The sequence below is a fragment of the Streptomyces sp. MAI_2237 genome, assembly GCF_054189285.1.
In genome coordinates this window covers 921395-940343 of record NZ_JAJPGQ010000002.1, presented here as the reverse complement: position 1 = coordinate 940343, position 18949 = coordinate 921395, and the positions used below count along the sequence as shown (strand labels likewise).

Sequence of the window (18949 nt, the reverse complement as noted above, 5' to 3'; positions counted from 1 at the left end):
GGGGCGGGCACCCCGGAGGACCGTACTCCGGGGTGCCCGCCCGTCATGATCAGAACCGGGCGACGGGATTGCCTAGGGTTCCGACCAGCTGGAGGGCGCCCGAGGGGTCCGCCAGGTCGACCATCTGCCGGTTGTCCCGCAGCTGGAGCCGGTTGAGGCAGGACAGCGCGAACTCGGGCGCGAACAGGTCGTACCGCTCGAACTTCTCGGCCAGTTCCGGCACCGACGCCTGGTACTCGCGGCTGACGTCGGCGACCGTCCGCCAGAAGTCGTCCTCCTGAAGGACGCCCTCGGCGGCGAGGTTCGCGGCGAGGAAGCGGAAGAAGCAGTCGAAGACGTCGGTGAAGATCGACAGCAGCTTCCTGTCCTCCGGCACCTCGACCCGAATCCGCCGCACCTCGGGCGGCAGCACCGCGTCCGGGTCCATGACGGCGATCTCCTCGGCGATGTCCTTGTAGATCGCCCGCTGCACGGCGCCGTTCTTCAGCACGAGGATCACGTTCTCGCCGTGCGGCATGTAGACCAGGTCGTAGGCGTAGAAGCTGTGCAGCAGCGGGACGTAGTACGCCCGCAGGTACTGCCGCAGCCACTCCCGCGGTGCCAGGCCCGACTGCTCCACGAGCGCCGCCGCGAAGGACGCGCCCTCGTGGTCGACGTGCAGGAGGGAGGCCATGGTGGCGAGCGACTCGCCCTCCCGCAGGCCCGCCACCGGGCTCTCGCGCCACAGCGCGGCCAGCATCTTGCGGTACGGCGAGTAGCGGTCGGTCGCCTGCTCGTACTCCAGGTGCCGGTAGCCGACGGCGGCCCGCTCCCGGATGACCGTCAGACCCGTGGACTTCAGCACCGGGTCGCCCTCGACGAGCTGGGCCAGCCAGTCGTTGATCGCCGGGGTCGCCTCCATGTACGCGGCCGACAGCCCGCGCATGAAGCCCATGTTGAGGACGGACAGGGCCGTCTTCACGTAGTGCTTCTCGGGGTGGGAGCGGTTGAAGAAGGTCCGGATGGACTGCTGGGCCAGGTACTCGTCGTCGCCCTCGCCCAGGCAGACCAGGTCGCGGCGGGCGACCTCGGCGGCGAAGGTGACGGTGAGCTTGTTCCACCACTGCCAGGGGTGCACCGGGATGAAGAGGTAGTCGGCGGGGTCCAGGCCCTGCTCGCTGAGGACACCGTGGAAGCGCTCGACGCTGGCCTCGCCCAACTCCTCGCGCACGAAGGTCTCGTACTCGATGCCTACGCCCGCGGTGAAGGCCGCGCGGGAGCGGTGGGCGGCCAGCCACACCAGGCGGACCGGACTCGCGGTCTCGGGGGCGTACGACAGGTACTCGTGGATGCCGAAGCCGAGGCGGCCGTTGTTGGCGACGAAGCAGGGGTGGCCCTCGGTCATGCCGGTCTCGACGGCCTGGAAGCCGGAGCGGGCCAGCTCGGCTACCGGGATCTGCGGTTTGCTGAGCTTGTAGCAGGTGCCGGAGAGCGTGGAGGAGATCTCCTCCAGGTAGACCGGGAGGATCTCGTGGCTCAGGCCGAGGGTGTCCTTCAGCTCGATGAAGAAGTCCAGGGCCGCGAGCGGGAGTTCGGCCCCGTCCCGGGTGCGGGATATGGAGGCCGGGTCGATGTGCCAGTGGTCGAGGGCGCGGCGGACGGCGGTGAAGCGGTAGCGGGTCAGGCCGTCGTCGCCGCGCACGACGTACTCCTCGCCGTCCTTCTCCGGCGTGATCAGCCGCTCGTGCGCGAACTCGGCCAGGGCCTTGCGGATCAGGAGGCGGTTGGCCTTCTCCCAGCGCTCGGGGGAGAGGTGGGCGACGGAGTCGGCGAGGCTCATGCCGGCACCGCCTTCTCGAACCGCTCCCGTGTGCAGAAGCTCAGCAACGCCCTTTTCTCCGGCTTCTGTATCTCCCGCTCGGGCACGAACCCGACGGCTGCGTTCAGGGCGTGGACGGCCTTGTTGGCGACGTCCGGCTCGACGACCACCCGCCGGACCGCCGGGTCCTCGAAGAGGTGCGCCATCACGGCGGTGATCACGGCACGGGTGAAGCCGTGTACGGGGGTGTCGGTGGGCGGGGTCAGGAAGTGCATGCCCACGTCCCCGGGCAACGGCTCGTACAGCCCGACGAGTTCGCGGTGGGCGGGGTCGTACTTCTCCATGAGGAAGGCGGGCACCCCGTCGGCGTCGAGTCCGAGGAGCGCGTGGTGGTGTTCGTCGGCGGCGATCTCCATGTAGGCCCGCTCGACGTCCTCCGGTTTCGCGTCCCGCATCATCCAGAAGGCCGCCTTGGGGTGGGTCACCCAGGAGTGCAGGAGCTCGGCGTCCTCGAGGGGGTCGAGAGGGCGGAAGGTGAAGGTCATACGGCGAACTCCTGGAAGGCGATGCTCTTTTCGACCGGGTAGTACTCGGTGCCGAGCAGCTCACGGATGATGTAGCTGTTGCGGTAGGCGCCCATGCCGAGGTCGGGGGATGTGACGCTGTGCGTGTGCACGCCGGCGTTCTGCAGGAAGACGCCCCGGCCCGTGGTGTCGACGGAGTAGTTGCGGGCGATGTCGAAGCGGCCGTGGCCGTCGAAGCGGAGGCGGTCGCGGATCGGGGCGAGGAAGGTCGGCGGCTCGTAGTGGTAGCCGGTGGCCAGCACCAGGCCCTCGGTGCGGATCTCGAAGTCCTTGCCTTGCTCGTCCTGGTGGAAGCCGAGGGTGTAGTGGCCGTCCTGGTGACGGGCACGGACGAGTGAGGAGTTGGTGAGCAGGCGGGTGGGGACCGGGCGGTCGCCGCTGACGACGTCCTTCTGGTACAGCAGGTCGAAGATCGCGTCGATCAGGTCCGAGTTGATGCCCTTGAACAGGCCCTTCTGCTGCTTCTCCAGCCGGTAGCGGGTCTCCTCGGGCAGTGCGCGGAAGTAGTCGATGTAGTCCGGGGAGGTCATCTCCAGGGTGAGTTTGGTGTACTCCAGCGGGAAGAACCGCGGGGAGCGGGTGACCCAGTTGAGCTCGTAGCCGTGGACGTCGATCTCGGCGAGGAGTTCGTGGTAGATCTCCGCGGCGCTCTGGCCGCTGCCGACGACCGTGATCGACGCCTTGCGCTGTAGTTCCGCCTTGCGGTGCATGTACTGCGCGGTGTGGATGAGGTCGCCCTCAAGGCCCCGGCACGGCTCCGGGACGAAGGGGACCGTGCCGGTGCCGAGGACCAGGTGGCGGGCGCGGTAGGCGTCGCCGGCCTCGGTGCGCACGACGTACTGCCCCTCCTCGTACGTCACCTCGCGCACCGTCGTACCGAACCGGACGCTGCCGAGCCGGCTCGCCGCCCAGCGGCAGTAGTCGTCGTACTCGACGCGCAGCGGGTAGAAGTTCTCGCGGATGTAGAACGAGTACAGCCGGCCTTTTTCCTTCAGGTAGTTGAGGAAGGAGAAGGGCGAGGTCGGGTCGGCCAGGGTGACCAGGTCCGACATGAACGGGGTCTGCAGGTGGGCGCCGTCCAGGAACATGCCCGCGTGCCACTCGAAGTCCGGCTTGGACTCCAGGAAGAGGCCGTCGAGTTCGGCGATCGGTTCGGTGAGGCAGGCCAGGCCGAGGTTGAAGGGGCCGAGCCCGATGCCCACGAAGTCGTAGGCGTGCACGGCGGGTTCAGGAAGCGCGGTCAAGGGACTCTCCCAGGTACTGCTCGGCGTGGCCGGCGATCAGGTCGAGGACGGCGGCGATGTCGTCGGCCGTCGTCTCGGGGTTGAGCAGGGTGAACTTCAGGTAGTGGCGGCCGTGGACCTTGGTGCCCGCGACGACGGCGGCCCCGGAGGCGAACAGGGCCTTGCGGGCGTGGAGGTTGGCGCGGTCGATCTCGGCGGGGTCGGTCACGGCGGCGGGGACGTAGCGGAAGACGAGGGTGGACAGGGACGGCCGCACGACCACGTCGAAGCGGGGGTCGGCCGCGAGGAGCCGCCAGCCCTCCTCCGCCAGGTCGCAGACCTCGTCGAAGAGTTCGCCGACCCCTTCGGCGCCCATCACCCGCAGCGTCATCCACAGCTTCAGGGCGTCGAAGCGGCGGGTGGTCTGAAGGGACTTGTCGACCTGGTTGGGGATGCGCTCGCGCACCATGCGCCGCGGGTTGAGGTACTCGGCGTGGTAGGTGGCGTGCCGCAGCGTCGCCGCGTCACGGACCAGGACGGCGGAGGAACTGACCGGCTGGAAGAAGGACTTGTGGTAGTCGACGGTGACCGAGTCGGCGCGCTCGATGCCGTCGACACGGTCCCGGTACTTCCGGGAGGCCAGCAGTCCACAGCCGTAGGCGGCGTCGACATGCATCCAGGTGCCGTACTGGGCGCACAGCTCGGCGATCTCGGGCAGCGGGTCGATGGAGCCGAAGTCGGTGGTGCCGGCGGTGGCGACGACGGCCATGGGGACCAGGCCGTCCGCGCGGCAGCGCTCCAGTTCGCGGGCCAGGGCGACGGTCTGCATCCGCTTGTCGTGGTCGACGGGGACGGTCACGACGGCGTCGGGTCCGAGGCCGAGCAGTTTCGCGGACTTCTGCACGCTGAAGTGGCCGACCTCGGAGGCGAAGACGCGCAGCCCGGCCGGGGAGTCGGCCTTGGCCTCCTCGCGGGCCAGCAGCAGCGCCTGGAGGTTGGACTGGGTGCCGCCGGAGGTGAAGACGCCGTCGGCGCCGGAGCCGAGCCCGATGCGGGCGGCCGTCCAGTCGATGAGCTTGCGCTCGATCAGGGTGCCGCCGGCCGACTGGTCCCAGGTGTCCAGGGAGGAGTTGACGGCGGACAGGACGGCCTCGCCGAGGACGGCCGGGATGACGACCGGGCAGTTGAGGTGGGCGAGGTAGCGGGGGTGGTGGAAGTAGACCGCGTCCCGGAGGTAGACCTCCTCCAGCTCGTCCAGGGCGGCGCCGGTGTCGCCGAGCGGCCGGTCCAGGTCGATGGCGTCGATCCGGGGGGTGAGGGCGTCGACGGTGACACCGCTGAACGGACGGTCGGTGGTGGCGAGTTTGGCCGCCACCCGCTCTACTCCTTCGGTCACGGAGCGGCGGTAGTGCTCCGCGGTGAGGTCATTGAGCAGGTGCGAGCGCATGTGGGGGCCCTCCGGTGGGGAGTCCGTGCGGGGTGGGAGAGAGAAGGAAGCCACGGCTTCAACTTAGGTTAGCCTAACCTAAGTTACTCGGGTCCAATCCTCCCCCTCTCGTGACTGCCGTCACTCCTGTGCGCGCAACTGCTCCTCGCTCAGGCCCTGTCGCCAGTACCCGACGAAAGTGACCCGCCGGCGGTCGATCCCGCGCTCGCGCACGAAGTGCCGGCGCAGCTCCTTCACGCAGCCCGACTCGCCCGCGATCCACACGTACGGCCACTCGCTGAAGGGAAGTCGGGCCTCGCGCAGGGCGTCGAGGGCGAGGGGGGAGCACGGGGCGGGGTCGCCGTCGTCCCGGACCAGCCAGGTGATCTCGGCGTCCGCGGCAGTGGGCAGGTCCTGGATGTTCCCGGCGTCGCGCACCTCCAGCCAGACCCGGGCGGGGGTGCCGGGCGGCAGCGACTCCAGGACGGACGAGACCGCGGGAAGGCCGCTCTCGTCGCCCCACAGGACCATGAGGTCGGTGTCCTCGGGCGGACGGAAGCGGATCGCGCGGTTGTCGGCGATCGCCGGGCCCAGGATGAGCACGCGGTCACCGGCGACCGCCCGGACGGCCCAGGCGGAGGCGGGACCGGCGGGGGTGTGCAGCACGAAGTCGATGTCGACCTCGTCGGGGTCGTGCCGCAGCGCCCGGAGCGTGTACGAGCGCATCACGGCCCGTACGTCGTCCGGGAGTTCGCGCCACGCCTGCCACCAGCCGTCCCCGAGGTCGAGCGGCACCACGGGCGCCGACTGGCCGGGCTGCGGCACGAACAGCGAAAGGGACTGGTCGAGGCCGTCGGAGAGGCAGTGGGTCAGGTCCTCGCCGGTGAAGGTGACGCGGACCAGGGACGGGCCGAGCCGCCTCGTCCGGGTCACATGGAGAGAGAAGAAACGGAACGGGGCGGCTACGGCCGTAGTCATGTCAAGCGACCTTCTTCGCCTTCTCGATGGCCTCGGCGAGGCTCGTCAGCAGGGGCGTGCACTTGGCGTAGGACAGGATCGGCTCGGGGTTGCGGGCGATGACCTGGCCCGCCTTGGCCGCGGGGAGCTTCTTCCAGGTCGCCTCGGTGATGTCGGCGGGCTGGATGGCCGAGGTGCGGTTGTCCATCATGATGATGTCGGCCGCGTACTTGTCGACGTTCTCCCAGCTCAGCGACTCGTACCAGCCGCCGCCCTTCGCCTTGGCCTTCTCCGGGGGCTCGACGAGGTTCACGCCGAGGGCCTTGAAGTACTCCAGGTCGACGGAGAGGTTCGAGCCGGAGACGTAGAACAGGTCCTGGCTCGCGGAGCCCGCCATCACCTTGATGCCCGGGTTGGCCTTGGTGGCCGCGCGCAGCCGGGCCGCGGCGTCCTCGAAGGCCCTCTTCGCGGCCGTCACCTTGCTCGAAGAGGTGTCCGCGCCGAGGGACTTGGCGAGCTCGAGCATGCGCTGCAACGGCTCGGTGAGCTGGCGGTCGTAGACGGAGATGCCGACGCTCGGCGCACCCACGGCGAGGATCTTCTTCTTCGACTCCTCGGGGACGTACCAGAGCGTGCCGGCGTCGTCGAACATCGTGGAGATCAGCGCGTCGGGCGCGAGGACCGCGTACTTCTCGATGTTGAACTGGCCCCACTCGTTGCCGAGGACGGTGACCTTGCTGACGTCCATGTCGCCGGCCTGGACGTCTGCCTTGCCGTCCTTGGTCTTCGTCGGGCCGAAGACGCCCTTGACCTGGATGCCGTAGTCGTACAGCGCGGCGGCGACACCGACGAACGCGACGATGTTCGACGGGATTTCGTCCTTCTTCGCGGTCTGGCCGCGGTCGTCCTCGAAGGACCAGGGACCGGACTTGGCGGCAGCCGTCTCGCCGCTGCCCGAGCTCCCGCTTTTCGCGTCGTCGTCCCCGCAGGCCGCGAGCGCGGCACCGAGGCCGAGGGCCCCGCCCGCGGCGAGGACGCCGCGTCGGGTGAGGTGGGTGGCACGGGCATGGGGCATGGGTATGACTGCTTTCGAACGGGGCGGAGCGCCCGCCGGACAAGTTCGAATGTAGGTTAGCCTAACCTCACTCGTTGTCCAGGGGGCGGTGCGCTCCGCGCCGAGCCGGTGAGCAGCCTGTGCCGCTACGCCCTTCGGCTCAGCCCGCGAGCCCCAACTCGCGGGCGATCAGCATGCGTTGGACCTCGCTCGTGCCCTCGCCGATCTCCAGGATCTTGGAGTCGCGCCACATGCGGGCCACCGGGTACTCGTTCATGAAGCCGTAGCCGCCGTGGATCTGGGTGGCGTCACGGGCGTTGTCGACGGCGACGGTGGAGGAGTGCAGCTTGGCCAGGGCCGCCTCCTTCTTGAAGGGCGCGCCCGACACCAGCCGGGCCGCCGCGTCCCGCCAGGCCAGCCGGGCCGTGTGGGCCTTCATCTCCATGTCGGCGATCTTGAACTGGATGGCCTGGTTGGCGCCGATCGGCCGCCCGAAGGCGTGCCGCTCCTTGGCGTACTTCACCGACTCGTCCACGCAGCCCTGCGCGAGCCCCGTGGCGAGCGCCGCGATGGCCACCCGGCCCTCGTCGAGGATGCGCAGGAACTGGGCGTAGCCGCGGCCCCGTTCGCCCAGGAGGTTGGCGGCCGGGACCCGCACGTCCTGGAAGGACAGCTCACGGGTGTCGGAGGCGTTCCAGCCGACCTTCGAGTACGGCGCCGCGACCGTGAAGCCCGGGGTGCCGGACGGGACGATGATCGAGGAGATGAGCGGCCTGCCGTCCGGCTTGCGCCCGGTGACCGCCGTGACCGTCACCAACCCCGTTATGTCGGTGCCCGAGTTGGTGATGAAGCACTTCGTGCCGTTGATCACCCATTCGTTCGTCGCCTCGTCCAGGCGGGCCGTCGTCCGGGTCGCCCCGGCGTCGCTGCCGCCGTCCGGTTCGGTCAGGCCGAAGGCGCCGAGGATCTCGCCGGAGCACAGCCGGGGCAGCCACTCGGCCTTCTGCTCGGGCGTGCCGAACAGATGGATCGGCATGGCGCCCAGGGAGACGCCCGCCTCCAGGGTGATGGCCACCGACGAGTCCACGCGGGCCAGTTCCTCCAGCGCCACGCCCAGCGCCAGGTAGTCGCCCCCCATGCCGCCGTACTCCTCGGGGAACGGCAGCCCGAACAGGCCCATGCGGCCCATCTCGCGGACGATCTCGTACGGGAACTCGTGGTGCTCGTAGAACTCGCCGATCTTGGGAGCCACGACGTCGTGCGCGAACTCCTCGACGGTGCGCCGGAGTTCCTCCAGCTCGGGGGAGAGTCGGTAGTCCATGGCGGTGATCACTGCTCCTGGTGGGAGAGGGCTCGGACGGTGCGGGACGGGCTGGGTCGGCCCAGTTGTTCGGCCATCCACACGCTGGTGGCGACGAGACGGCCGAGGTCGACTCCGGTGTCGATGCCGAGACCCTGAAGCATCCACACGAGGTCTTCGGTGGCGAGGTTGCCGGTGGCGGACTTGGCGTACGGGCAGCCGCCGAGCCCGCCGGCGGAGGCGTCGACGGTCGTGACGCCCTGCCGGAGCGCGGCCAGGGTGTTGGCGAGGGCCTGGCCGTAGGTGTCGTGGAAGTGCACGCCGAGCACGTCGGCGGGCACGCCCTCGGCGTCGAGCGCGGTGAGCAGCGCGTCCACGTGCCCCGGTGTCGCCACGCCGATGGTGTCGCCGAGGCTCAGCTCGTCGCACCCCATGTCCCGCAGCGCCTTGCAGACCCGGACGACCTGGGGGACGGGGACCGCGCCCTCCCAGGGGTCGCCGAAGCACATCGAGACGTAGCCGCGCACATGGGCGCCCTCGTCCCGGGCGTGCCGCACGACCGGATCGAACACCGCGAGCGACTCGTCGACGGTGCGGTTGAGGTTGGCCTTGGCGAAGGACTCGGTGGCGCTCGCGAAGACCGCCACGCGGCGGGCGCCGAGGGCGAGGGCCCGGTCGAGCCCGCGCTGGTTGGGCACCAGGACCGGCAGGTCCACGGGCAGATCGCGGACCAGGGGGAACAGCGCTTCCGCGTCGGCCAGTTGGGGCACCCACTTGGGGTGCACGAAGCTGGTCGCCTCGATCGTCGTCAGTCCCGCGTCGGCCAGGCGGCGCACGAACTCCGCCTTCACCTCCGTCGGCACGGCCGACTTCTCGTTCTGCAGGCCGTCGCGCGCGCCGACCTCGTGGATACGGACCCGCGCGGGCAGACCCGCCGCCGGTACGACCATGGGGAGCGTCACTCGTCCTCCTCCACCGGGGTGATGACGGCGAGCACCTGGTCCATGGCGACCGTGGTGCCCGGGGAGACGTCCAGTTCGGCGACCGTGCCGGCGTGCGGGGCGGAGATGACGTGCTCCATCTTCATCGCCTCGACCACCAGCAGGGACTGACCGGCGGCCACCTCGTCGCCGACGGCGACCTTCACCACGGTGACCGTGCCGGGCATGGGCGCGGTGAGGGAGTCGGCGCCCGCGTGCTCCGCGCGGGTGAGGGACGCGGCCACGGGGTCGTGGTCGCGCACCTGCCAGGCGTCGCCGTCGCGGCCGAGCCAGTCGGCGGCGCGGTGGAAGGTGTGGCGGACGCCGTCGAGGGTGACGGAGACCGTGTCGTCGCCGACGGTGTGGGTGCCGCGGGGCACGTACTCGACGGGCTCCTGCACGCGCAGATGGAAACCGACCGGCCTGGGCGTGCCGCCGAGCCGCCAGCCGCTCGGCACCGAGAACGGGTCGGTCCAGCCGCCCCCGCGCGGCCGCAGCGCGTCGAGGCGTACGGCCGCCGCGGCCTCGTACACCTCGTCCGGCACGTCCGCGGGCACCAGGTCGTCCACCACGCGCTCCACCAGCCCGGTGTCCAGCTCGCCCGCGACCACGGAGGGATGCGCGAGCAGCCGCCGCAGGAAGCCCGCGTTGGTCTGCACCCCGAGCGTCACCGTCTCCGCCAGGGCGGCCCGCAGCTTGCGGAGCGCGGTCGCCCGGTCGGGCCCGTACGCGATCACCTTGGACAGCATCGGGTCGTACAGCGAGCCGACCTCCGTGCCCTCGCTGAGCCCGGAGTCGGTGCGCACGCCGTCACCCTGCGGTTCGGCCAGCCTCAGCACCGTGCCGCCGGAGGGCAGGAACCCGCGCGCGGGGTCCTCGGCGCACAGCCGCGCCTCGACGGCGTGCCCGGTCAGCGTGATGTCGTCCTGCCCGTACGGCAGTCGCTCCCCCGCCGCCACCCGCAGCTGCCACTCCACCAGGTCCAGGCCGGTGATCAGCTCGGTGACCGGGTGCTCGACCTGGAGGCGGGTGTTCATCTCCATGAAGTAGTACGACGACGGGTCGTCGCCCGGCACGATGAACTCCACCGTGCCCGCGCCGCGGTACCCGCACGAGCGCGCCGCCTGGACCGCCGCCTCGCCCATCGCGGACCGCGTCGCCTCGTCGAGGAGCACGCTGGGCGCCTCCTCGATGATCTTCTGGTGGCGGCGCTGCAGCGAGCACTCGCGCTCGCCGAGGTGGATCACGTTGCCGTGGCCGTCGGCCAGGACCTGGATCTCGATGTGCCGGGGGGTGTCCACCCACCGCTCCACCAGGAGCGTGTCGTCGCCGAAGGAGGCGCGGGCCTCCCGGCGGGCGGCGGCGATCTCGTCCTCCAGCACGGACAGGTCGCGCACCAGCCGCATGCCCTTGCCGCCACCGCCGGCCGACGGCTTGAGCAGCACGGGCGCGCCCAGCGCGCGGGCCGCCTCGGCGAGTTCGGGGTCGCGGCCGCCGGGGACGACCGGCACTCCGGCCGCCTGCACCGTCTCCTTGGCGCGGATCTTGTCGCCCATCAGGGCGATGGCCTCGGCGGGCGGCCCGATGAAGACCAGCCCGGCGTCGGCGCACGCGCGCGCGAAGGCCGCGTTCTCCGCGAGGAAGCCGTAGCCGGGGTGGACCGCCTGGGCGCCGGTGCGGGCCGCGGCCTCCAGCAGCCGCTCCACCGACAGATAGCTCTCGGACGCCGGCGGCGGACCGATCCGTACCGCCGTGTCGGCCTCGCGGACGTGCCGGGCGTCGGCGTCCGCGTCGGAGAAGACGGCCACCGAGCGCACGCCCAGCGAGCGGAGCGTGCGGATCACGCGGACGGCGATCTCGCCCCGGTTGGCCACGAGCACTGTGTCGAACATGGGTCCTCCCCCCTTACATCCGGAAGACGCCGAACTGGGGCTCGCCCAGCGGCGCGTTGGCACAGGCGGTCAGTGCGAGTCCCAGCACCTGGCGGGTCTCCAGCGGGTCGATCACGCCGTCGTCCCAGAGGCGGGCGGTGGCGTAGTAGGCGCTGCCCTGGCGTTCGTACTGCTGTCGGATCGGCGCCTTGAACGACTCCTCCTCGTCGGCCGGCCACTCCTCGCCGCGTGCCTCCAGCTGGTCCCGCTTGACGGTCGCGAGGACGGAGGCCGCCTGCTCGCCGCCCATGACGGAGATCTTGGCGCCGGGCCACATCCACAGGAAGCGGGGCGAGTAGGCGCGGCCGCACATCGAGTAGTTGCCCGCGCCGTAGGAGCCGCCGACCACGACCGTCAGCTTCGGCACGCGCGTGCAGGCCACCGCGGTCACCATCTTGGCGCCGTGCTTGGCGATGCCGCCCGCCTCGTAGTCCTTGCCGACCATGAACCCGGAGATGTTCTGCAGGAACAGCAGCGGGATGCCGCGCTGGTCGCACAGCTCGATGAAGTGGGCGCCCTTCTGGGCGGACTCGGAGAACAGGATGCCGTTGTTGGCGACGATCCCGACCGGGTGGCCGTGGATGCGGGCGAAGCCGGTGACCAGGGTCTGCCCGAACTCGGCCTTGAACTCGGCGAAGCGGGAGCCGTCGACCACGCGCGCGATGATCTCGCGCACGTCGTAGGGGGTGCGGGAGTCGACCGGGACCGCGCCGTACAGGCCGTAGGGGTCGACCTTCGGCTCGACGGACTCGGTGACCTCCCAGGGCAGCGGCCCGCGCGCGGGGAGCGTCGCGGCGATGTTGCGCACGATGCGCAGCGCGTGCGCGTCGTCCTCGGCGAGGTGGTCGGTGACGCCAGAGATCCGGGAGTGCACCTCGCCGCCGCCGAGCTCCTCGGCCGTGACGACCTCGCCGGTGGCCGCCTTCACCAGCGGCGGCCCGCCCAGGAAGATCGTGCCCTGGCCGCGGACGATGACCGCCTCATCGCTCATCGCCGGCACATACGCCCCGCCTGCCGTGCAGGAGCCGAGGACCGCCGCGATCTGCGGGATACCGGCGCCGGACATGCGGGCCTGGTTGTAGAAGATCCGCCCGAAGTGCTCCCGGTCCGGGAAGACCTCGTCCTGCATGGGCAGGAAGGCGCCGCCGGAGTCGACCAGGTAGACGCACGGCAGGCGGTTCTCCAGGGCCACCTCCTGGGCGCGCAGGTGCTTCTTGACCGTCATCGGGTAGTACGTGCCGCCCTTGACGGTCGCGTCGTTGGCGACGACCACGCACTCGCGGCCGCTCACCCGCCCGATCCCGGCGATCACGCCGGCGGCCGGGGCCGCGCCGTCGTACATCCCGTCGGCGGCCAGGGGCGCGAGCTCCAGGAAGGGCGAGCCGGGGTCGAGCAGCGCGTCCACCCGGTCCCTGGGCAGCAGCTTGCCGCGCGCGGTGTGCCTCGCCCGCGCCTTCTCACCCCCGCCCATGCGGGCCGCGGCCAGCTTGCCGCGCAGCTCCTCGGCGAGCGCGCGATGAGCCCGCTCGTTGGCTTTCCAGGCCTCCGACGCGGGGTCGGCCGCGCTGTGAAGCTCCGGTGCCTCGTGCATCCTTGCGGTCCCCTCACCCAGTGATCGACTGTTAATGAGCGTTAACCATTTCCTTCAGGTTAACGACCGCTAACCTCCCTGTCTAGAATTGGCTTCATGGCCACCAGAACCGACGCCCCCACCCGCCGCGAGCAGATCCTCAAGGAGGCCGCGCGGCTGTTCGCCGAGCGCGGTTTCCACGGGGTCGGAGTCGACGAGATAGGCGCCGCCGTCGGCATCAGCGGCCCCGGCCTGTACCGCCACTTCGCGGGCAAGGACGCGATGCTGGCCGAGCTGCTGGTCGGCATCAGCGGCCAGCTGCTGACCGGCGCCAAGCGACGGCTCGCGGAGGTGGACGGCACTCCGGCCGAGGCGGTCCTCGACTCGCTCATCGAGGGGCACATCGACTTCGCGCTCGACGACCGTCCCCTGATCACCCTGCACGACCGCGAGCTGGACCGCCTGCGGGACAGCGACCGCAAGCTGGTGCGCCAGCTCCAGCGGCAGTACGTCGAGCTGTGGGTGTCGGTCCTGCGCGAGGTCTATCCGAGCCTGGCGGAGCCCGCCGCGCGCTCCGCCGTGCACTCCGTCTTCGGCCTGCTGAACTCCACGCCCCACCTGGGCCGCGCGGGCTCCCTGCCGGGCCGCGGGACCACCGCCGGACTGCTGCACCGGATGGCCAGAGGCGCGTTCGCGGCCGCCGCGGCGGAGTGACGAGCGTTACGGGATCTCCTCTGGACGCCCCTCCCTACCCGCCGGTACCTTGTTTCTCTGAGCAAGCGCTTAGCCATCGGACCGCAACCAGCCATTGAGCGACCCCGACGGCGAGCAACCAGGTACGCGAGAGCGGCGCCGGTCCAGGCGCACAGAAGGGTGGCGGCGGTGCGCCGTACGGTGTTCAACGAGGACCACGAGGCGTTCCGGGAGACTCTCCGCGCCTTCATCGAGGCCGAGGTCGTCCCCGTCTACGACGAGTGGTTCGCGGCCGGCCAGGCGCCGCGCGACTTCTACTTCAAGCTCGCCGAGCTCGGTCTCTTCGGCATCAACGTCCCCGAGGAGTTCGGCGGCGCCGGCATCGACTCGTACAAGTTCGAGGCCGTGATGTACGAGGAGACCGCGCGGGCCGGTGTCCACTTCGGCGGCTCCGGCGTGCACGTGCTGCTCGCCCTGCCCTACATCAAGATGCTCGCCACCGACGAGCAGAAGAAGCGCTTCCTGCCGAAGTTCGTCTCCGCCGAGGAGATGTGGGCGCTGGCGATGACCGAGCCGGGCACCGGCTCCGACCTCGCGGGCATGAAGACCACCGCCAAGCTCAGCGAGGACGGCACCCACTACGTCCTCAACGGCTCCAAGACCTTCATCACCGGCGGCGTCCACGCCGACCGCGTGATCGTGTGCGCCCGCACCGCCGCGCCCACCGCCGAGGACCGCCGCCACGGCATCTCCCTGTTCGCTGTGGACACCAAGTCCGAGGGCTACTCCATCGGCCGCAAGCTCGACAAGCTCGGCCTGCGCACCTCCGACACCGCCGAGCTCGCGTTCGTCGACGTCAAGGTCCCCGTCGAGGACCTGCTGGGCGAGGAGAACAAGGGCTTCTACTACCTCGGCCACAACCTCGCCTCCGAGCGCTGGGGCATCGCCTTCGGCGCCTACGCGCAGGCCAAGGCCGCCGTCCGGTTCGCCCAGCAGTACGTGACGGACCGCACCGTCTTCGGCAAGCCGGTCGCCTCCTTCCAGAACACCAAGTTCGAGCTGGCCGCCTGCAAGGCCGAGGTGGACGCCGCCGAGGCGGTCGCCGACCGCGCCCTGGAGGCCCTGGACGCCGGTGAGCTGACCCCCGCCGAGGCCGCCAGCGCCAAGCTGTTCTGCACCGAGGTCGCCCACCGCGTCATCGACCGCTGCCTCCAGCTGCACGGCGGCTACGGCTTCATGAACGAGTACCCGATCGCCCGCCTGTACGCGGACAACCGCGTCAACCGCATCTACGGCGGCACCAGCGAGATCATGAAGACGATCATCGCGAAGGACATGGGTCTGTAAACCCACCGCAATCACCGGCCGCTACCACTGGACGCCATGAGCCAGGCACTTCAGGACCTCCTCGATCTGCTCGACCTCGAGCAGATCGAGGAGGACATCTTCCGCGGCCGGTCCCGCTCCGCCGTCGTCCCCCGGGTCTTCGGGGGACAGGTGGCGGCGCAGGCACTGGTCGCCGCCGGGCGCACGGTGCCCGCCGACCGGCCCGCGCACTCCCTGCACGCGTACTTCCTGCGCCCCGGCGACCCGGGCGCGCCCATCGTCTACCAGGTCGACCGCATCCGCGACGGCCGCTCCTTCACCACCCGCCGCGTGGTCGCCGTCCAGCACGGCAAGCCGATCTTCCACCTGTCGGCGTCCTTCCAGACCCACGAGGACGGCCTCGACCACCAGGCCCCCATGCCGCCCGCGCCCGACCCGGCGACGCTGCCGACCTCGCACGAGCGGCTGCGCGGCTACGACCATCTCGCCCCGGCGGTCGTCGAGCGGTTCCTGGAGGCCCGCGAGGCCGTCGACCTGCGGTACGTCGAGGAACCGCCGTACGGCAAGTTCGGAGAGCCGCGCGAGCCGCACTCCCAGGTGTGGTTCCGCACCAACGGCAAGCTCGACGACGACCCGCTCCTGCACGTCGTCCTCGCCACCTACGTCTCCGACATGACCCTCCTCGACTCGGTCCTGCTCGCGCACGGCCGCGGCGGCTGGGCGGTCGGTGACGTCGTCGGCGCCTCGCTGGACCACGCCATGTGGTTCCACCGGCCCTTCCGCGCCGACGAATGGCTCCTGTACGACCAGGAGTCGCCGTCCGCGCACGGCGGGCGCGGCCTCGGGCAGGCCCGCATCTACACCCAGGACGGCCGCCTCGCGATCTCGGTCATCCAGGAGGGCGTGGTGCGCGTCCCGCGCTGAATCCGGTTGAGGCGTCGGGGCGTTGCGGGTGTGATGAGCCCATGACCGAGTCGTGGAACTGGCGGGGCGGACGCATCCGGGACGCCTACCTGACCGCCGCCGGCATCGCCGGCCGCCTGGTGGCCGAGCCCGCCGTCGCCGAGGCCTGGGACGGCCCGAGCGTGCTGCCGAAGTGGAGCGTGCGGGGCCTTGCCGGGCACATGTTCTGGCCGGAGTTCGCGCTGCCGGGGATGCTCGCCGCACCGGTCCCGGCCGAGCCGGTCGTCTCCCTGCGCACGTACTACCTGGAGCGGGTGACCTGGCTGGACGCGGGCGTCGACGCGCCGGTCAGCGGGCGCATCCGGCAGGGCGGCGAGGCCGCCGCGGCCCACGGGCACGAGGGGCTGCGCCGGCGCGTCGACGAGGTCATCGGCACCCTGCGCGGCCTGCTTCCCGACGTCCCCGCGGAACGCCCCGTGCACGTCGCCACCTGGGGCGCGTGGTCACTGGAGCTGGACGACCTGCTGCTGACCCGGACGATGGAACTCGTCGTCCACAGCGACGACCTCGCGTGCAGCGTGGGCCTGCCCGCCCCCGGCTTCCCGGAGTCCGTCACCGCCCCGGTCATCGACCTGCTCACCCGCCTCGCGGTCCGCCGCCACGGCCCGGCCGACGTCGTCCGCGCCCTGGCCCGCGCCGAACGGGCGCCCGCCTCGATCGCCGGGATCTAGGCGGGCCACAGGCTAGGCGAGACCCGCCTCCGCCAGCAGGTAGGCGGTCATCGGGTCGTAGTAGCGCGGGCTGACCACATGGTCGTCGAGCGGGACCGTCACCTGCACCGTTCCCTCCGCCTCGGCGAGGAAGAGGGCCGGGTCGTTGCTGTCCGCGTAGCCGACGGAGTCCACGCCGTGCCGGCCGGCGTACCCCGCCCAGCCGTGGTCGGCGACGACCAGGTCCGGCAGCGGGCGGCCCTCGCGCTCCAGCGCGGTGAGGATGGCCTTCATCGGCTCCCCGGAGTGGGTGTGCCACAGGGTGGCGCCGTGTTCGAGGACCGCCACGTCCGCGAACTGCATGACGTAGCCCTCCTCCGTCTGCAGCCCGTCCGGGATGACGACGATCTCGCAGCCGGCGGCCCGCAGCGCGACGGCCGTGGCGTTGTGCACCCCGAGAAGGCCGCCCGGGTGGCCGGTCGCGAGCAGCACCCGCTGCCGGCCCTCGGCCGCCTTGCGCAGCCGGCCCGCCATCCGCTCCAGCGCCGCGACCGTCAGCTCGGGGTCGATGGTGTCCTGGCCGTACCGGTACTCCGGGTCGTCGTTGACGCCGACCCGCTCCGCCATCACCGCGAGCACGTCCTGCTCGTCCCGCCAGCGGTCGCCGAGCTCCAGGCCGAGCCAGTAGTGGCGGTCGCCGTTCGCCAGCTTGCGGTAGTGGTTGAGGTTGTTCTCGCGGGGCGTCGCCACGTCGCCCGCGATGCGGGTCCGTACGAGATGGTCGACGAGCTCGGCGCGGCTGGGTGTCCCGGGTATCGGCATGAAACCCATTGTGAGGCAGCCGACTGTGCGCGTCCCTGGCGTCCCGGACGCTGCGACGCGGGTCACGTACTCATCGCCCTGAGTACCACCGCCTATGGCCCGCGCAGGGCGAACCACAACTCCATGCGGACGTCCGGATCGTCCAGGTCCGCCCCGAGCAGCGCCGCGCACCGGGCGATCCGCTGCCGGACGGTGTTGCGGTGCACGGCCAGGGCGACGGCCGTACGGTCCCAACTGCCGTGCAGGGACAGCCAGGTGCGCAGCGTCTCGGGCAGGGCCGGGGCGCCGGCGATCGGGGCGAGGACACTGCGGGCGTGCGCGGCGGCCAGGTCCTGCGGCACCAGGTCGGCGAGCGCCGTCCGCTCGCCGTGCCGGACCAGGGCGCCGCGGGTGGCCCGGGCGCGGGCCAGGGCGCGGGCGGCCTGGGCGTCGGCGTCGGCCCAGCCGTCCGGGCCGACGGCGGCGCTGACGCCGAGCGTCCAGCCGGGCTGCGGGTCCGGGTCGCGGTCGGCGGGCAGCAGCACCCGTACGACATCCTCCGCGGGGTCGACCAGCGGCGACCCGAGCGCCGTACCGAGGGCGGAGGCGGCGAGGGCGTCGGCCGACCCCGCGTCCGGGCGGCCGTGCACGACCAGCCAGCGGCCGGCGCCGAGCAGCGGGGCGACCTCCTCCGGCGCCGCCCCCAGCAGCAGCCGGACCAGTGCCGAGGAGCGGGCGGCGCCGGTGCCGTCGTGGTGCTCCCCGGTCAGCAGCGACAGCAGCACCGACGCGACGGAGGCGATCGTGTGGTCGCCCGGCTCGCGCCGCGGGGCGGCGACACCGAGGACGAAGCCCTGACCGGCGCCCAGGGCGTAGGCGGCGAGGTGGGCACCGGCGGCGGAGTCGGTGGCCGACGCGGGGGTCCCCGGGCCCGAGGGGCGCACGACCTCCGCGAGCGCGTCCAGCGCCTCCCCGGCGCCGCTGTCCGCCGCCCGCCCCGCGGACGCGATCCGCGCGCCCTCCGGCCCGTACAGCACCGCCCGTCCCCCGACCCGCCGGGCCAGCTGCCGCAGCACCGAAGGCACCGGGTCCGGGCGGGAGGCCGCGGCCGCCAGGGACCGCTGGGCCTCCGTGACCCGGCGCAGCTCCGCAAGCCTGGCCTCGGCCATCAGCTGCCAGACCGCGCGGGCCACCGTCGAGAACGTGGTCTGCGGCGGCACCTCGACCAGCGGCAGCCCGTACGCGTCGCAGGCCGCCACCAGCGCCCGCGGCACCGTGTCGTGCACGGGCGCCACGCCGAAGCCGAGGGCCGCGCCGCCCGCCGCGACGACCCGGGAGACGTAGGCGTCGAAGGAGGTGCCCGAACCCTCCGCCTCCGGGAGGTGCACCCCCGCCGTGAGCAGCAGCTCGCCGCCCAGCAGGTAGGGGTAGGGGTCGGCCATCTCGGAGGCGTGGGCCCAGTGGATCGCCGTGGCCGGGTCGCGGGGCCCGGCGATCTGCCGCAGCGCCAGGTCCTCACGGGCCAGCAGGGCCGCCAGGGGCACGGGCGGCGTGGGCGGGACGGACGGATCCGGCATGATGTGCGTTTCCTCCATTCCCGATGGCCTGAGTGGAGGAAACGTACACTTCGCCGCCGCCGTCCGGCCACCTACTGTCGAAGCGGCCGGTGCCCCCGGATTCGGCGACGGACCGG

The 18949-nt window shown here is 71.7% G+C and carries 16 protein-coding genes; 4 read left to right on the top strand and 12 right to left on the bottom strand.

The annotated features are described in order from the left end of the window. Window positions 1-49 precede the first annotated feature (49 nt). The 10 genes from LN251_RS08995 to LN251_RS08950 all read right to left on the bottom strand — a co-directional run bounded on the left by LN251_RS08995 (window position 50) and on the right by LN251_RS08950 (window position 12844). Window positions 50-1819, bottom strand: a complete 1770-nt coding sequence (locus LN251_RS08995) for an IucA/IucC family protein (protein ID WP_458243939.1) — start codon at window positions 1817-1819, stop codon at window positions 50-52. Continuing rightward, window positions 1816-2343, bottom strand: a complete 528-nt coding sequence (locus LN251_RS08990; protein WP_458243938.1) for a GNAT family N-acetyltransferase — start codon at window positions 2341-2343, stop codon at window positions 1816-1818. Before LN251_RS08990 ends, LN251_RS08995 begins: the two co-directional genes overlap by 4 nt. After that, window positions 2340-3626, bottom strand: coding sequence for a lysine N(6)-hydroxylase/L-ornithine N(5)-oxygenase family protein (locus LN251_RS08985; RefSeq protein WP_458243937.1), 1287 nt, complete (start codon window positions 3624-3626; stop codon window positions 2340-2342). The genes LN251_RS08990 and LN251_RS08985 overlap by 4 nt, the downstream gene beginning before the upstream one ends. Further along, on the bottom strand, window positions 3610-5052 hold the full coding sequence (gene desA / locus LN251_RS08980; RefSeq protein ID WP_458243936.1) for a lysine decarboxylase DesA: 1443 nt from the start codon (window positions 5050-5052) through the stop codon (window positions 3610-3612). Before desA ends, LN251_RS08985 begins: the two co-directional genes overlap by 17 nt. Before the next feature lie 120 nt (window positions 5053-5172). After that, the gene (locus LN251_RS08975) at window positions 5173-6009 is read right to left on the bottom strand and encodes a siderophore-interacting protein (protein ID WP_458243935.1); all 837 of its coding nucleotides are present in this window, start codon (window positions 6007-6009) and stop codon (window positions 5173-5175) included. 1 nt (window position 6010) lies between these two features. Then, window positions 6011-7063 carry an ABC transporter substrate-binding protein gene (locus tag LN251_RS08970; protein WP_458243934.1) on the bottom strand — a complete coding sequence of 351 codons (1053 nt, stop codon included), beginning with the start codon at window positions 7061-7063 and terminating at the stop codon, window positions 6011-6013. Window positions 7064-7202: 139 nt separating this feature from the next. Then, window positions 7203-8363, bottom strand: coding sequence for an acyl-CoA dehydrogenase family protein (locus LN251_RS08965; RefSeq protein ID WP_458243933.1), 1161 nt, complete (start codon window positions 8361-8363; stop codon window positions 7203-7205). Between the two features lie 8 nt (window positions 8364-8371). After that, window positions 8372-9304: a hydroxymethylglutaryl-CoA lyase gene (locus LN251_RS08960; protein ID WP_458243932.1), complete on the bottom strand. Its 933-nt coding sequence runs from the start codon at window positions 9302-9304 to the stop codon at window positions 8372-8374. After that, window positions 9301-11214 (bottom strand): ATP-binding protein, encoded by a 1914-nt coding sequence (locus LN251_RS08955; RefSeq protein WP_458243931.1) that lies wholly within the window; start codon window positions 11212-11214, stop codon window positions 9301-9303. The genes LN251_RS08960 and LN251_RS08955 overlap by 4 nt, the downstream gene beginning before the upstream one ends. 13 nt (window positions 11215-11227) lie before the next feature. After that, window positions 11228-12844: a carboxyl transferase domain-containing protein gene (locus LN251_RS08950; RefSeq protein ID WP_058925151.1), complete on the bottom strand. Its 1617-nt coding sequence runs from the start codon at window positions 12842-12844 to the stop codon at window positions 11228-11230. Between the two features lie 96 nt (window positions 12845-12940). Here LN251_RS08950 and LN251_RS08945 point away from each other — a divergent pair, with 96 nt between their 5' ends. From LN251_RS08945 to LN251_RS08930, 4 genes are all read left to right on the top strand, one after another. Continuing rightward, the gene (locus LN251_RS08945) at window positions 12941-13537 is read left to right on the top strand and encodes an SACE_7040 family transcriptional regulator (protein WP_458243930.1); all 597 of its coding nucleotides are present in this window, start codon (window positions 12941-12943) and stop codon (window positions 13535-13537) included. A gap of 168 nt (window positions 13538-13705) precedes the next feature. Further along, on the top strand, window positions 13706-14863 hold the full coding sequence (locus LN251_RS08940) for an acyl-CoA dehydrogenase family protein (protein WP_383675096.1): 1158 nt from the start codon (window positions 13706-13708) through the stop codon (window positions 14861-14863). A gap of 36 nt (window positions 14864-14899) precedes the next feature. Beyond that, on the top strand, window positions 14900-15766 hold the full coding sequence (gene tesB / locus LN251_RS08935) for an acyl-CoA thioesterase II (protein WP_249837004.1): 867 nt from the start codon (window positions 14900-14902) through the stop codon (window positions 15764-15766). 41 nt (window positions 15767-15807) lie between these two features. After that, window positions 15808-16476 (top strand): maleylpyruvate isomerase N-terminal domain-containing protein, encoded by a 669-nt coding sequence (locus LN251_RS08930; protein ID WP_458243929.1) that lies wholly within the window; start codon window positions 15808-15810, stop codon window positions 16474-16476. A 12-nt stretch (window positions 16477-16488) separates the two neighbouring features. On the opposite strand, the gene LN251_RS08925 is transcribed toward LN251_RS08930, so the two are convergent. Next, window positions 16489-17277 carry a phosphatase gene (locus tag LN251_RS08925; RefSeq protein ID WP_383675100.1) on the bottom strand — a complete coding sequence of 263 codons (789 nt, stop codon included), beginning with the start codon at window positions 17275-17277 and terminating at the stop codon, window positions 16489-16491. A 92-nt stretch (window positions 17278-17369) separates the two neighbouring features. Beyond that, a complete protein-coding gene (locus LN251_RS08920; protein ID WP_458243928.1) occupies window positions 17370-18833 on the bottom strand; it encodes a PucR family transcriptional regulator ligand-binding domain-containing protein in 1464 nt (487 codons plus the stop codon). Window positions 18834-18949 lie beyond the last annotated feature (116 nt).

Coding starts and splice junctions, on each gene's coding strand:
- LN251_RS08925 (WP_383675100.1), bottom strand. CDS start 17,277: ATGCCGATACCCGGGACACCCAGCCGCGCCGAGCTCGTCGACCATCTC.
- LN251_RS08990 (WP_458243938.1), bottom strand. CDS start 2,343: ATGACCTTCACCTTCCGCCCTCTCGACCCCCTCGAGGACGCCGAGCTC.
- LN251_RS08945 (WP_458243930.1), top strand. CDS start 12,941: ATGGCCACCAGAACCGACGCCCCCACCCGCCGCGAGCAGATCCTCAAG.
- LN251_RS08970 (WP_458243934.1), bottom strand. CDS start 7,063: ATGCCCCATGCCCGTGCCACCCACCTCACCCGACGCGGCGTCCTCGCC.
- LN251_RS08950 (WP_058925151.1), bottom strand. CDS start 12,844: ATGCACGAGGCACCGGAGCTTCACAGCGCGGCCGACCCCGCGTCGGAG.
- LN251_RS08930 (WP_458243929.1), top strand. CDS start 15,808: ATGACCGAGTCGTGGAACTGGCGGGGCGGACGCATCCGGGACGCCTAC.
- tesB (WP_249837004.1), top strand. CDS start 14,900: ATGAGCCAGGCACTTCAGGACCTCCTCGATCTGCTCGACCTCGAGCAG.
- LN251_RS08975 (WP_458243935.1), bottom strand. CDS start 6,009: ATGACTACGGCCGTAGCCGCCCCGTTCCGTTTCTTCTCTCTCCATGTG.
- desA (WP_458243936.1), bottom strand. CDS start 5,052: ATGCGCTCGCACCTGCTCAATGACCTCACCGCGGAGCACTACCGCCGC.
- LN251_RS08955 (WP_458243931.1), bottom strand. CDS start 11,214: ATGTTCGACACAGTGCTCGTGGCCAACCGGGGCGAGATCGCCGTCCGC.
- LN251_RS08965 (WP_458243933.1), bottom strand. CDS start 8,363: ATGGACTACCGACTCTCCCCCGAGCTGGAGGAACTCCGGCGCACCGTC.
- LN251_RS08920 (WP_458243928.1), bottom strand. CDS start 18,833: ATGCCGGATCCGTCCGTCCCGCCCACGCCGCCCGTGCCCCTGGCGGCC.
- LN251_RS08995 (WP_458243939.1), bottom strand. CDS start 1,819: ATGAGCCTCGCCGACTCCGTCGCCCACCTCTCCCCCGAGCGCTGGGAG.